Source organism: Sphingomonas sp. SKA58 (genome assembly GCF_000153545.1).
In the GTDB taxonomy this organism is placed as follows: domain Bacteria; phylum Pseudomonadota; class Alphaproteobacteria; order Sphingomonadales; family Sphingomonadaceae; genus Sphingobium; species Sphingobium soli.
Genome location: NZ_CH959308.1, coordinates 320,556 through 334,940, shown reverse-complemented (window position 1 = coordinate 334,940; position 14,385 = coordinate 320,556). Strand labels below are relative to the sequence as shown.

At 61.8% G+C, this 14,385-nt stretch carries 9 protein-coding genes; 4 read left to right on the top strand and 5 right to left on the bottom strand.

The window, feature by feature from the left end:
* Window position 1 precedes the first annotated feature (1 nt).
* The 4 genes from SKA58_RS16720 to SKA58_RS16705 all read left to right on the top strand — a co-directional run bounded on the left by SKA58_RS16720 (window position 2) and on the right by SKA58_RS16705 (window position 6,409).
* On the top strand, window positions 2-481 hold the full coding sequence (locus tag SKA58_RS16720) for an MgtC/SapB family protein (protein WP_009823664.1): 480 nt from the start codon (window positions 2-4) through the stop codon (window positions 479-481).
* A complete protein-coding gene (gene ligD, locus SKA58_RS16715; RefSeq protein WP_009823663.1) occupies window positions 478-2,985 on the top strand; it encodes a DNA ligase D in 2,508 nt (835 codons plus the stop codon). Before SKA58_RS16720 ends, ligD begins: the two co-directional genes overlap by 4 nt.
* Window positions 2,986-3,093: 108 nt before the next feature.
* Window positions 3,094-4,182: a glycosyltransferase family 4 protein gene (locus SKA58_RS16710; RefSeq protein WP_009823662.1), complete on the top strand. Its 1,089-nt coding sequence runs from the start codon at window positions 3,094-3,096 to the stop codon at window positions 4,180-4,182.
* A gap of 10 nt (window positions 4,183-4,192) precedes the next feature.
* Window positions 4,193-6,409 (top strand): amylo-alpha-1,6-glucosidase, encoded by a 2,217-nt coding sequence (locus SKA58_RS16705; protein ID WP_037543837.1) that lies wholly within the window; start codon window positions 4,193-4,195, stop codon window positions 6,407-6,409.
* Window positions 6,410-6,433: 24 nt separating this feature from the next.
* Here SKA58_RS16705 and gloA2 read toward each other — a convergent pair whose 3' ends face one another.
* From gloA2 to SKA58_RS16680, 5 genes are all read right to left on the bottom strand, one after another.
* Window positions 6,434-6,811: an SMU1112c/YaeR family gloxylase I-like metalloprotein gene (gloA2, locus tag SKA58_RS16700; RefSeq protein WP_156784271.1), complete on the bottom strand. Its 378-nt coding sequence runs from the start codon at window positions 6,809-6,811 to the stop codon at window positions 6,434-6,436.
* A 10-nt stretch (window positions 6,812-6,821) separates the two neighbouring features.
* The gene (ilvD, locus tag SKA58_RS16695) at window positions 6,822-8,672 is read right to left on the bottom strand and encodes a dihydroxy-acid dehydratase (protein ID WP_009823659.1); all 1,851 of its coding nucleotides are present in this window, start codon (window positions 8,670-8,672) and stop codon (window positions 6,822-6,824) included.
* Window positions 8,673-8,868: 196 nt separating this feature from the next.
* Window positions 8,869-10,923 (bottom strand): glycoside hydrolase family 97 protein, encoded by a 2,055-nt coding sequence (locus SKA58_RS16690; protein WP_009823658.1) that lies wholly within the window; start codon window positions 10,921-10,923, stop codon window positions 8,869-8,871.
* 10 nt (window positions 10,924-10,933) lie between these two features.
* Window positions 10,934-12,541 carry an alpha-glucosidase gene (locus tag SKA58_RS16685; protein ID WP_037544009.1) on the bottom strand — a complete coding sequence of 536 codons (1,608 nt, stop codon included), beginning with the start codon at window positions 12,539-12,541 and terminating at the stop codon, window positions 10,934-10,936.
* A gap of 16 nt (window positions 12,542-12,557) precedes the next feature.
* Window positions 12,558-14,384 (bottom strand): alpha-amylase family glycosyl hydrolase, encoded by a 1,827-nt coding sequence (locus tag SKA58_RS16680; RefSeq protein ID WP_009823656.1) that lies wholly within the window; start codon window positions 14,382-14,384, stop codon window positions 12,558-12,560.
* Window position 14,385 lies beyond the last annotated feature (1 nt).

Sequence of the window (14,385 nt, the reverse complement as noted above, 5' to 3'; positions counted from 1 at the left end):
AATGGTGCTGAATGCCGCCACACCCCTGCACATGATCGACGGGCCGATCCTGTTGCGGCTGGGCGCGGCGGCATTTTTGGGCCTGTTGCTTGGTCTCGACCGGGAATTGCGCGGCCATGCCGCCGGTCTGCGCACGCATGGCATATTGTGCTTCACCTGCGCGCTGATGACGATCAGTGCGATCGCGCTGCATAACCGGCTCAGCCACGACGGCAATATCGATCCGCTGCGGATATTCGAAGCGTCGGCCGCCCTCACGGGGATCATCGCGGCTGGGCTGATCGTTTTCAATCGGGGAGAGGTCAAGAACCTGACGACGGCAGCCCATATCTGGCTTGCGGCAATGATCGGTATCGCCTGTGGAGCAGGGCAGTGGCCACTTGTGATTAGCGCGGCGATCATAGCGGTGTTGATGCTGACATTGACCGGTGTAGCCGAGGATCATTGGTTCAAAAAGGCCCGCCAGAGGGATGGCCGGTGACGCGGGCCAAAGACCCACTGGCGACCTACAATGCCAAGCGCGATTTCAGGCGCACGCGCGAGCCCAAAGGTGCTGTCGGTAAAAAATCCGGAAACAGCTTCGTGGTTCAGAAACATGCCGCCACGCGACTTCATTGGGACTTCCGGCTAGAAATAGACGGTGTCCTGAAAAGCTGGGCTGTCACCAAGGGGCCGAGCCTCGACCCTGCCGACAAACGGCTTGCCGTGCGGACCGAGGATCATCCGCTGGATTATGGCGATTTTGAAGGCGTCATTCCCAAGGGTGAATATGGCGGCGGGACAGTGATGCTTTGGGACCGGGGAATTTGGCAAGCCGTCCCGGGCAAGAGTGCGAAAGATCTGGACGAGGGGCATCTGCATTTCATCCTTCATGGCGAACGGATGAAAGGGGAATGGCTGCTCGTTCGGATGAAGGGGCGTCCCGGCGAAAAGCGCGAAAATTGGCTGCTGCGCAAGATTGATGATGACGCGGCCGATCCGTCCGGCTCGCTGGTGGACCAGGCGCTGACAAGCGTCCTCACGGGCCGGTCCATGGCCCAAATCGCGGCGGACAAGCAGGCCAGCCACTCACTGTCCGGCGCGAAGAGCGATGACTTTGCAAAGTCGATGCAATCGGCGCGGGATCATAACGCCGATGTCCGGCGCAAGAACAGGCGAAAGCGCGCGCAACCCCCGGCCTTTGTCGACCCGCAACTTGCCACGCTGGTCGATGACGTGCCGACCGGCAATGACTGGCTGCACGAAATCAAGTTTGACGGCTATCGCGCGATGATCTCTGTCGCGGGGGACAAGGTGCGTGTCTTCACGCGCAATGGGCTCGACTGGACGGAAAAATTCCCTGCGCTGGTGGGCAGCCTTGCTGCGCTGGACTTGCCACCGGCGCTGATAGACGGCGAAATCGTCGCCTTCGGCCCGGACGGCAATCCCAGCTTTTCCGCGCTGCAAACGGTGCTCAAGCGTGGCCATGGCGCGGAGCGGGAAGATGCCCCGCTCAACCTCTTCGCCTTCGACCTGCTGTCGCTCGATGGTATGGATCTGCGGCCATTGTCGACGATCGAGCGGAAGGAAAGGCTTGAAGCCTTGCTGCGCGACGCCGCGCCACCTGTCCATGTTGCTGACCACGTCATCGGCGCCGGCGAAAAACTCTATCGTTCCATGTGCGATGCCCATCAGGAAGGCATCATCGCCAAACGGGCGGATGCCCCCTACCGATCGGGGCGCACACGCGCTTGGGTCAAGGTCAAGTGCACGCGCCGGCAGGAATTCGTCATCGTCGGCTGGGTCAAGAGTAGTGCAAAGGGCCGGCCGTTCCGTTCGCTTCTGCTGGCCCAGAAGGAAGGGCGCACCCTCATTTACAAGGGCAAGGTCGGCACTGGTTTCGACGCCGACACGATGGGCGATTTGGCTGAAGCCATGGCGCCTCTCGCCGTGGATAAGCCGCCACTCGACGTGCCGAAGGGCGATGCGCGCGGCGCATGCTGGATCAAACCGACGCTGGTTGCAGAGATTGCCTTTGCCGAATTCACCGGGGAAGGGCGCGTCCGCCATGCCAGCTTCCTCGGGCTGCGGGCGGACAAGAAGGCCAAGGACGTGACGCCGGAAAAACCTGCGCGCACTCCAAAGGCGCATATCGATGTGAAGATCAGCAGCGCTGATCGCGTCATTTTCCCGGACAGCGGACAAACCAAGGGAGAATTGGCCGATTATTACGCACGCGTTGCACCCCTGATGCTACCCTTTGCCGCCAATCGCCCCATCAGTCTGGTCCGCTGCCCCCAGGGCCGGGCACGCAAATGCTTTTTCCAGAAACATGACAGCGGCGGATTCGGCAAGGCAGTGCATCAGGTCCCCATCGCTGAAAAAGACGGCGGTACGGAGGACTATCTCTTTGTCGAAGATGCTGAAGGCCTGCTGACCTGCGTGCAGATGGGGACGATTGAATTTCATGCCTGGGGGAGCCGCGCTGATGCCGTGGAGCAGCCCGATCGCATGATCTTCGACCTTGATCCCGATGAAGGGATGGATTTTGGCCGGGTTCGCGACGCCGCACAGCATATTCGCGGCGCGCTCGAGGATCTTGGGCTCGTGTCCTTTGCCATGCTGTCGGGGGGAAAGGGGGTTCATGTCGTTGTGCCCCTTACGCCCGGGCATGACTGGACAGCGCACAAGGATTTTTCCTCCCGCTTTGCTCAGGCGCTCAGCACGGCCAACCCCGATACATTTGTAGCGACCATGAGCAAGGCCAAGCGGAAGAACCGCATCTTCATCGACTGGCTGCGCAACCAGCGGGGTAGCACGGCCGTACTGCCATTTTCCGCCCGCGCGCGCGCAGGAGCGCCTATTGCGGTGCCAATTGCATGGGATGAACTGGACCGGTTCAAGGACGCGCACCCATTTGACATTGGTGATGCCGACCAACTGCTGAAGCGTGCCACGCACCTTAAGGGCTGGGGGTTTGCAGCGCAATCACTGCCGGACATTTAAGGCTTTTTGCGACCAGCCGCTGGACGCTCATGCAACTTCCCGATCCGGTAGGATTTTTACCCCCGCAGGCGCGTCGGGGGCGGCGCTTCGTCGAAAAAGGATCATCGCATGAAGATTGCCCAAATCGCGCCTTTGGCCGAAAGCGTCCCTCCCAAACTTTATGGCGGGACGGAGCGTATCGTATCCTACCTTACCGAAGAGCTCGTGCAGCAGGGGCATGACGTCACGCTCTTCGCCAGCGGGGATTCCATCACTTCGGCCAAGCTCGTCCCCGTCACGAAAATGGCCCTGCGTCTTAACCCGCATGTCCGGGATACAATACCGCATCACATGATTTTGCTAGATGAGGTGCGCCGCCGGGCCGACGAATTCGATATCCTGCATTTCCATATTGACGTGCTGCATATGCCCATGGTGCGGGATATGCTGGACCGTGCTGTGACGACGCTGCACGGTCGGCTTGACCTTCCCGACCTTGTACCCCTGTACCGCGCCTTTCCGGACAGCTGCCTTGTCTCGATTTCGGATCACCAACGATTGCCGATGCCGCCGGTGAACTGGGGCGGCACCATCTATCATGGCCTACCTGCCGACCTATTGCCGCCAAGGACATCAACGAAGGATGGCTATCTCGCCTTCATTGGTAGAATATCGCCGGAAAAGCGCCCCGACCGCGCGATCCGGATCGCGGTGGAGGCCGGAATGCCGCTCAAGATGGCGGCAAAGATCGACGCGGTCGATCGCGCTTATTGGGAACAGGAGATTGAGCCGCTGGTTCGGGCGCACGACAATGTCGATTATATCGGGGAAATCAACGAGCAGCAGAAGGCTGAATTTCTGGGTAATGCCACCGCACTTCTGTTCCCGATCGATTGGCCTGAGCCATTTGGCCTGGTCATGATCGAAGCCATGGCCTGCGCCACGCCGGTTATCGCCTTCCGCTGCGGATCGGTTCCCGAAGTGATCGATCATGGCGTATCCGGCTTCATCGTCGACAGCGAAGCGGACGCCATCGCCGCCGTACACGCAGTGCGTTCACTCGACCGCGCGGGCGTACGCGCCGTGTTCGACGCACGCTTCACGGCGGCCCGGATGGCGCAAGACTATGTCAGTCTTTACGAGGATGTCATTACCGGCCGGGCATCGCCAGGTCTTGCCGCCATGGCGGGCGAAGGGCCGGACCTGACGATAGCTTGAGGGATCCCGCATGACGCCAGTCCAGCCCAATTCCCCTATGGCAGAACTCGATCCGGGGCAGATGCTCTCACAGGGCCAAACGCAATTCTTTATCCCGGCCACCGCATCGCTGGCCGAACGACGTCCCCGCACGCTCAAACATGGTGAAAGTTTCGCTGTCTTTGACCATAGCGGCGACGCGATCGCCGGGCCCGGCAGTCCCGAAGGCCTTTATTATCGTGATACCCGGCACCTGTCGCACCTGTATCTGACCATCAACGGTCTTCGTCCGATCTTGCTCAGCTCCGCTGTGCGCGATGACAATACCATGCTGACGTGCGACCTGACCAATCCGGATTTTTTCGATGAAGACGGTCGTCTCGCGGTTGAGCATGACCTGATCCATTTGCGGCGCACCCGCTTCTTGTGGCGAGGCGCCGTTTATGAGCGGGTAACAGTGCGCAATTTCGACGCAAAGGACCGCGCCATTCAGATCGACGTCGGATTTGCGGCGGATTTTGCCGACCTTTTCGAAATTCGCGGTATGACCCGCAAGCATAAGGGGACAGTGCGCGCACCGGAAATTTCGCAAGCGCAGGTGCGACTATCCTATGTGGGGCTGGATGACGTGGAGCGCTTCACGCATATCCAGTTCGACCCGGTCCCGGATAAACTGACCGAAGGCAGCGCCCATTTTGATATGACCGTTCCGGCGGGCAAGCGGTGCACCCTGTTCATGCGCATATGCAGCAACGCGGCTGAACCGGCCCAAAGCCTCCCGTTCGAATATCTCGCAACCTTGCGGGAAGCGATGCAGGGCGCCAAACAGGCACGAAAGCGGGGCGGAACCCTGCGCTCGTCCAACGCCTTGTTCAACGAAGTCGCGGGCCGCTCTGTTTCCGACATCGCCATGCTATCGACGGACACGGACTATGGTCCCTATCCCTATGCCGGTATCCCCTGGTTCAGCACGGTGTTCGGCCGCGACGCGATCATCACAGCGCTGCAAATGCTGTGGCTCGACCCAACGCTGTCGCGTGGCGTGCTGGGGTATCTTGCCGCGCATCAGGCCACCAGTTTCGACCCGGCGGCCGATGCCGAGCCAGGCAAGATCCTGCACGAAGTGCGTCGCGGTGAAATGGCTGAACTGGGCGAAGTGCCGTTCCGCCATTATTATGGCAGCATCGATTCAACCCCGCTCTTCGTCATGCTGGCCGGTGCCTATCTGGACCGTACGGGCGACATCGGCTTTCTGCGGGGTATTCTGCCGCAGATCGAAGCGGCGTTGGCGTGGATCGATGACCATGGCGACAGGGACGGGGACGGCTTCGTCGAATATGGCCGGCTGACAGATCAGGGTCTGCAAAATCAAGGCTGGAAGGACAGCCACGATTCTGTCTTCCATGCCGATGGTGAGATCGCGCGCGGGCCAATCGCGCTCGCTGAAGTTCAGGCCTATGTCTATGGTGCTTGGCGGGCAGCAGCCGATCTGTTCGAAGCGACCGGCGACATGGTCCGCGCCACGGGCTATCGCGCCCGCGCAGAGGATCTTCGCCATCGGTTCGACGCCGCCTTTTTCGACGCGAAGCTCAACAGCTATGTGCTAGCGCTGGACGGGGACAAGCGGCCCTGTCGCGTCCGTGCGTCCAATGCAGGCCATGTTCTCTATACCGGCCTGGCGCTTGATGCGCGCGCGGCAAGCGTCGTTTCGACCCTGATGGCGCCGGCGTCCTTCTCCGGCTGGGGCGTTCGAACGATCGCGTCCACCGAGGCACGATATAATCCCATGAGCTATCATAACGGGTCGATCTGGCCACATGACAATGCGCTGATCGCGGCCGGATTTTCGCGTTACGGTTTTCGCCGCGAGGCGGCGCGCATTTTCGAAGGGTTGTTCAGCGCGGCGACCTATGTCGATCTCATGCGGCTGCCGGAACTCTTTTGCGGTTTCCCCCGTCGTCGTTCGCAAGGGCCGACCTTTTATCCGGTCGCATGCAGCCCGCAAGCCTGGTCGGCGGCAACGCCGCTGTCGCTGGTTCAGTCCTGCCTCGGCCTGGGGTTCGACGTCCAGAAGGAGGAAATTTGCCTACGCGAACCGATCATGCCTGCTTTCCTGCAAAATCTGACAGTAAGCGATTTGCAAATCGGCGCGGGCGCGGTCGATATCGGTTTCGACCGAATGGACGACAAGGTCGTCGTTCGTCCGCTGGGACGTTCGGGCAGCGCGCGGATCGTGACAATCGCCTGACGGTAGCTAGTCGCCAACCGGCGCTCAATTCTCGTAAAGCTCCAACGGCAATCCGTCCGGATCGCGGAAGAAGGTGAAACGCTGCCCGGTATATTCGTCCACACGAACCGGTTCGCACGCAACGCCTCGTTCGAGCAGCCGAGCAATCTCGGCGTTCAGATCATCGACGGAAAAGGACAGATGGCGCAATCCGCACGCTTCGGGCCGCGTCGGCCTTTCAGGCGGCGAGGGGAAGGAAAACAACTCGATCTGCACGTTGCCCGCGTCGAGATCACATTTCCAGCTGTCGCGCGCCTCCCGATAGACTTCGCGCAGGATCGGCAAGCCCAGCACCTCGTGGTAGAAGGCGCGGGAGCGCGCATAGTCCGACCCGATGATCGCGATATGATGGACGCCGCGCAGAGACATTGGTTCAGTGCTCGATCTGGCTGACGTCCCGTACAGCACCCTTTGCCGCATTGGTGGTCATCGCGGCATAGGCGCGCAGCGCTGGTGACACGTCGCGCTTGCGGCCGAACGGCTTCCAAGCCTTCGCGCCGCGCGCTTCCATCTCGGCGCGGCGCTCTGCCAGGACGGCGTCGTCCAGATCGACCTTGATGACGCGTGCGGGGATGTCGATGATGACAGGATCGCCCGTCTGCACCAGCGCGATGAGGCCCCCTTCGGCCGCCTCCGGTGAGACATGGCCGATCGACAGGCCCGATGTGCCACCTGAAAAACGCCCGTCGGTGATGAGCGCGCAGGCCTTGCCCAGGCCTTTCGACTTCAGATAGCTGGTGGGATAGAGCATTTCCTGCATGCCCGGCCCGCCCTTTGGCCCTTCATAGCGAATGACGACCACATCGCCTTCCTTGACTTCATTGCCCAGGATGCCGGCGACCGCCGCGTCCTGGCTTTCATAGACCCGCGCGGTGCCGTGAAAGACCAGGATGCTTTCGTCCACGCCCGCCGTTTTGACGATACAGCCTTCGGGCGCGAGGTTGCCGAACAGCACGGCAAGGCCGCCATCCTTCGAAAAGGCGTGCTCGGCGGATCGGATCACCCCCTGTTCACGGTCGGTGTCCAGCTCTTCCCAGCGTTCCGATTGGCTGAAGGCCACTTGCGTGGGCACGCCGCCGGGCGCGGCGCGATAGAAGTTGCGCACCTCTTCGCTGTTGGTGCGGCCGACGTCCCATCGGGCGAGCGCATCGGCCATCGTGCGGCTATGGACCGTGGGAAGCGATGCGTCGATCAGGCCGGCACGTTCCAGTTCGCCCAGGATCGCCATGATCCCGCCGGCGCGATGGACATCTTCCATATGGACGTCATTCTTGGCGGGCGCGACCTTGCACAGGCACGGCACGCGGCGCGACAATCGGTCGATATCCGCCATGGTGAAATCCACGCCGCCTTCGTAGGCGGCCGCAAGCAGATGCAGCACCGTGTTCGACGATCCTCCCATGGCGATGTCCAGGCTCATGGCATTTTCAAAAGCGGCGAAGCTGGCGATGCTGCGGGGCAGGACGCTTTCGTCGTCCTGCTCATAATAGCGTTTGGTGATGTCGACGATCAGATGCCCTGCCTCGCGAAACAGCCGCTCCCGGTCGGCATGCGTGGCGAGCGTCGATCCGTTGCCGGGCAGTGAAAGGCCCAGCGCCTCGGTCAGGCAGTTCATCGAATTGGCGGTGAACATGCCCGAACAGCTGCCGCATGTGGGACAGGCGGAGCGCTCGATGGTCTGCACTTCTTCGTCAGTGTAGCTTTCATCGGCGGCGACGACCATGGCGTCGACCAGATCCAGCGCGACCTTCTTGCCGCGCATGACCGTCTTACCGGCTTCCATCGGCCCACCCGATACGAACACGACGGGTATATTGAGCCGCATCGCGGCCATCAGCATGCCCGGCGTGATCTTGTCGCAATTGGAAATGCACACGATCGCGTCCGCACAATGGGCGTTGACCATATATTCGACGCTGTCGGCGATCAGATCACGGCTGGGCAGCGAATAGAGCATGCCGCCATGACCCATGGCGATGCCGTCATCCACCGCGATTGTGTTGAATTCCTTGGCCACGCCACCGGCGGCCTCGATTTCGCGCGCGACCAGCTGACCCAGGTCCTTCAGGTGCACATGGCCTGGCACGAATTGGGTAAAACTGTTGGCGATCGCGATGATGGGCTTGCCGAAATCCCCATCCTTCATGCCCGTCGCGCGCCAAAGGCCACGCGCGCCCGCCATATTGCGGCCATGGGTGGTGGTGCGGGAACGATAGGCAGGCATGACTCAGGGTCCTTCAAAGGGGAGAGGCGGCTCCTCTACCGGCTAGGCCCGGATATTGAAACAAATTATTCCTTTTCGCGCGCGCAGGCGTCATTTTCTTACGCTTGCCCTGCCACTTTGCGAGAGAGGGTGCCGCCGGGCCAGCGTGCAGTCCAGCCCGGCGGCGGGGGAACCGACCTTCAAGGCCGGAAGCCGTTTATCGTTGTGGGGTCAGGCGGATTGCCGCGCCGCCGCCGGGAGCCAGCCACAGGTCATAGCGGTCGCCCTTGCGGATCGTTCTCGTTTCATAGGCGATGCGATGGCGCGCCTCCGTCAGATAGGTTGCGCCGTCTCCATCCTTGTAGATGGTGGCGGTATAGGCTCTGCCCGGCTCCAGATGATCGAAGCTCAGGGGCACGGTTCGCGCGGTCGCGTCGTTGACGCCGCCGACATACCAGTCGTCACTGTTGCGGTCCTTGCGCGCGAAGATCGCATAATCGCCGACTTCGCCTGCGACCAGATGGCTTTCCGACCAGTCCGCCGGCACCTGGCGGATGAAAGCCAACTCTTTGGGATATTTCGCCAATGTCTCGATGAAGTCGGCCGCCATCTGGATTGGCGAATAGAGTGCGAGATAGAGCCCCAATTGCTTGGCGAGGGTAGAGGCAAGCGGCGCTTTTTGCGCACCCTCCAGGCTCAGCACGCCCGGCGTGAAGTCCATCGGTCCCGATAGCATCCGGGTATAGACCAGGGTGGGTTCATGGTCCGGCCCGTTGGCGAAGGCGCCCCAGGCATTATATTCCATCCCCCGCGCGCCTTCGCGTCCGACCCAATTGGGATAGGTGCGGCGCAGGCCCGTATCCTTGATGGGTTCATGCGCATTCACCGCGACATGATTGCGCGCGGCGGCTTCGACGACTTTCAGGTGATGCTGCGCCATGCGCTGGCCGTCATGCCATTCCATGCGTGTTTCGCCCGGAGCATTGCCCGGCGCAATGATGCCGCCTGCGTCCGCGACATAGCCGGTCTTGACGACATCGACGCCCAACCGTCCATAAAGCGCCATCGCATTGTCCAACTGCGCCTCGTAATTGGCGATATTGCCCCCGGTTTCATGATGCCCGATCAACCGGACGCCTTTCTGCCTGGCATAGGCGGCGAGGGCGGGGAGGTCGAAATCGGGCGTCGCCTGCGTGTAGCTGAAGTCATCACCATGGCCGAACCAGTCGCCATTCCAGCCCTTGTCCCACCCTTCGACCAGCACGCCGCGGAACCCGTTCTTTGCGGCGAAGTCTATATACTGCTTCGTCCTCTCAGTGGTCGCCCCGTGCTTGGGACCTTCCGCCCATGACCAGTCTCCCCGGATCATTCCCCACCAGATGCCGATATATTTGGCCGGGGTGAACCAGCTGACATCGCCCAGCTTGTTGGGTTCGTTGAGGTTGAGTTCCAGGTCATTCTCGACCAGCCCCGCTGCATCGTCGGCAATGCGGATGGTGCGCCAAGGCGTGTTGAAGGGCAGGTTGCGCGTCACGCGCGCCGCCTGGGAAGACGGCGCGAGCGTGGTGCGGAATTTTCGGCCGTCCGCGCGTTTCAGCCAATAGCCCGCATAATCGACCAGAGCAGCCTCATGAAAACTCAGATGCGTGCCGTCGGCCAACCGCATGGTGATTGGCGTATGCGCCGTGGAAACCGCATCAATCGGGGTCTTCTGGTACACCTGTTCGTAGCGGTTCCATTCGCCGCCGGGTATCCACCAGGCCGTGCCTTCCGGCGCGATGTCGAACTCCGTCGTCTCGTCGGCGATGCGCATCGTCTTGAGGCCGGGCTGCTCGGGCAATTCATAGCGAAAGCCCACGCCGTCATCGAACAGGCGAAACCGCACATTCATCAGCCGTGCGCCCTGCACGTCGGACTGCTTGAAGCGGACCAGCAGGTCGTTGTGATTGTCGGTGACGAAGCGCCGCTCGCCCCAGGGCTGTTCCCAGCGATCCTTGCCGCTGCCTTTTTCAGACCCTGCAATGGCAAAGCCGCGCACCATGTTGAGGTCGTCGGTCAGGATGAAACCTAGCTTGGAGGGCGCGATCAGCAGCCTGCCCTTGCGCGACAGCGACCAGACGGGCCTGCTGTCACTGTCGGTGGACACTGTCAGCGCAATGCTGCCATCGGGCGAGGTTGCCGTCACCGCGGGTCGGCTGTCCTGGGCCGCTACCGGAAATGCGACCATCATGGGCAGGGCAAGCGCGCAGGCGCGCAAAGTCACGTTCAGCATGGGGGTCCTTTCATTCCTCGATCAGCAAGGCGCCATAGGCGGGCAGGGCGCCGGGCGCGGCGTCGTTGATGGTGCACAGCACATGATTGGAAGCAGCGATCTCATCCGGCCACTGCACTGGCTGGTTCGACAGGTTGAACAAACACAGCATAGATTGCCCATCTGCCGTTCGGCGAAACGCCAGGGTGCGCTCATCGGCGATGAGGATGTCCAGCGCGCCATGATGCAGCGCCGGATTGGCCTTGCGCAGCGCCAGTAAGTGGCGGGTGAGGTTCATCAGCGACGCAGGATCGGCATCCTGCGCATCCACGGCCAGCGCCAGATGATCGTCGCCATGGGGAAGCCAGGGCTCGGCGCTTGAAAAGCCAGCCTGCGCGGCCTCTGCGGTCCACGGCAGCGGTGTGCGCGCGCCATCGCGGGACAGGGTCAGCGGCCAGTTGGCGATCGCTTCAGGATCTTGCAGCCGCTCGAACGGAATATCGACCTGGGTGAGGCCCAATTCCTCGCCCTGATAGAGGATCGGATTGCCACGCAGCGCGATCAGCAGCGCCATCTTCACCCGGGCGAAGGCGGTGCGATCCTCCGGCGCGCACCAGCGCGACAGGGCGCGGGGCGCATCATGATTTTCGAACGCCCAACTCGGCCAGCCCATGCCGGCCGCATCGGGCCAGCGTTCGATCGTGTCCTTGACAAGGGCAGGCGTCAGCCGGTCAGCATAAAGGAAATTAAACCCATAGGCGCTGTTCAGGCGATTGTCGCCTGCGGTATAGGCCTTCATCTCCTTTTCCGCGAGATCGCCGCCGACCTCCGCCATGGTGAAGACCGCCCCATAGTCATCGCACAGGGCACGGATGCGCTCGACAAAGCCTACGACGTCGGGATGCGACTGGTTATAGCGCCGGATCTGGAAATCAAACGGCCGGGTGCGCGGCTTGCCATCGTCCGGCGCTGGGGGATTGTCGCGCAACTGCGGGTCGTGCATCGAATGGTTGAGCGCATCGAGGCGGAAGCCGTCGACGCCCCGGTCGAGCCAGAAGCGCATGGCGTCCAGCAGCGCATCCTGCACGGCCCGGTGGTGCACGTTGAGCTGGGGCTGGCTGGCGAGGAACTGGTGCATATAATATTGCCCGCGCCGCGCGTCCCATGTCCATGCGGGACCGCCAAAGACCGACTGCCAGTTATTGGGCGGCGTGCCATCGGCCTTGGGGTCGGCCCAGACATACCAGTCGGCCTTGTCACCGGACTGGCCAGCGCGACTGTTCACGAACCAGTCGTGCAGATCGGAAGTGTGCGCGTAAACCTGATCGATCGTGACCTTGAGGCCCAGCTCATGCGCCCGCGCCACCAGCGCATCGAAATCGGCCAGGGTGCCGAAGATAGGATCGACCCCGCAATAATCGGCAATGTCATAGCCAAAGTCGCGCATGGGGGAGGTGAAGAAGGGCGAAATCCAGATGGCGTCCGCGCCCAGGCGGGCAACATGGTCCAGCCGCTGGGTGATGCCGGCCAGATCACCAATGCCGTCGCCATTGCTGTCCTGAAAACTGCGCGGATAAATCTGGTAGATAACGGCGCCCTTCCACCAGGGCAGGTCGGTCGAACGCGGGTCAGGGGTCATGGCATATTCCAAAGGGTCAAGGTTGGGCGGCGCAAACGGCATAGCCGAAGGCGGGCAGGCGTAGGGTCAGGCTTCCCGGCGCGGTGACTGTGGCCGGGCAATCACCTGAAAGGCTTGAAAAAGTCCGGCTTGCGGGATCGATGGCGACTTGCGTCGTGACAGGGGCATCGCTGGTGTTGAAGGCAACAAGAATTTCACGGCCAGTGTCAGGGTCGAACCGGGACACTGCGAACAAGCCTGGCTGGTCCGAACTGGCCCGTACCAGAGTAGCACCCCGCGATAGGGCTGCGGTAGCGACGCGTAGGCGGGCCAGCCGCGCAATTTCCATATAAAGCGGATGGTCGGTTGCAAAATTGTCGGCGGCTGTGGTCGCGCTCGTCCCGACCAGCCGGTCCCGATTATATTCGGCAACCTGTGACGGAAACATATCCTGCCGCGCCTGCTGGTCATTGCCGGTGCCGGCAAAGCCCTGCTCGTCGCCATAATAGATGGTCGGCACGCCGCGCAGCGTCAGCAGCATCGCATGGCCCAGCATCATGCGGGCCAACTCCTCCTGGGGCGACATGGCAGGTTTCGCTTCGCGCAGGAAATAGGCGAAGCGGCCCGCATCGTGGTTGCCTAGGAATGTCGGCAATTGCAGCGCTGCCGCCTTGCCGCCTTCGTACAGAGCATCGTCATCGGTCAGCCGCGCCAGCAAATCGGTTCCGCTTTTACCGCTGGCCGCATCGACCGCTGCCCGCATGAACGCGAAATCCAGGACAGCAGGGAAAGCGGCATTGCGCGTCCAGCTCGCCAGCAAGGCCGGGTCATAATCGCCGGTAGCGACTTCGCCGAAGATATGGAAATTGGGAATGCCCCTGGCGGCCGCATGGGCACGGATGGCCGGGATGAAGGCGCGCCAGAATTCCGGGTTCACATGCTTGGCCGTGTCGATCCGATAGCCATCGATCCCGAAGCGGTCGATCCAGCCCTTGTAAATGTCGATGAAGCCCGCGACGACGCGCGGATTTTCAGTGGCAAGGTCATCGAGGCCGACAAAATCGCCATATTGCGCGCTCTCACCGCGCCAGTCGGTATCGCCCCGGTTATGATAATATATCGGGTCGTTGAGCCAGGCGGGAAGCTTGACCGTTTCCTCGCTCTTGGCGATGACCGGCGTATAGGCAAAGGATGGGTCGTTCAGCTTTGCCCAATTGCCGGCATTTGCATCCTGATCCCCGGCAAATCCTACGTTGATCGCCGCTCCTGTCACGCCGCCTTTGCGTGAAAAGGGATAGTCCGCCTTGTTGCGATAAACGGGCGCGGCGTCGCGGCTTTCCTTATATTGGATCACATCGGCTGTATGATTGGCGATGATGTCCATATAGACCTTCATGCCGCGTGCATGCGCCGCCTCGACCAAGGCCTTGAAATCGGCGTCGGTCCCAAAATGCGGGTCCACGCGCGTGAAGTCCGTCACCCAATAGCCGTGATAGCCGGCGCTTTCCTGTCCGGGGCCGCCCTGTACCGGCTTGTTCTTGAAAATCGGCGCCAGCCAGATGGCGGTCGCGCCCAGCCTCTGGATATAGTCCAGCTGGGCGGTCAGGCCCTTGAGATCCCCGCCATGATAGAAAGCGCGTGATGTCGGATCATAGCCGGTCTGGAGCGGGCCGCCACGCAGGCCCCCTTTGTCATTGCGCGGATCCCCATTGGCGAACCGGTCGGGCAGGACGAAATAGACGATTTCCCGGTCTGGCGTGCGCGCCCTTAATTTGGTGAGGGGGTCCGCGATGGCCGCCCCGCCGGCAAGGGCCGCGATCATGGTGGCGGCTGTCACGCAAATCGCCGTGGCCGTTCGTCCCATC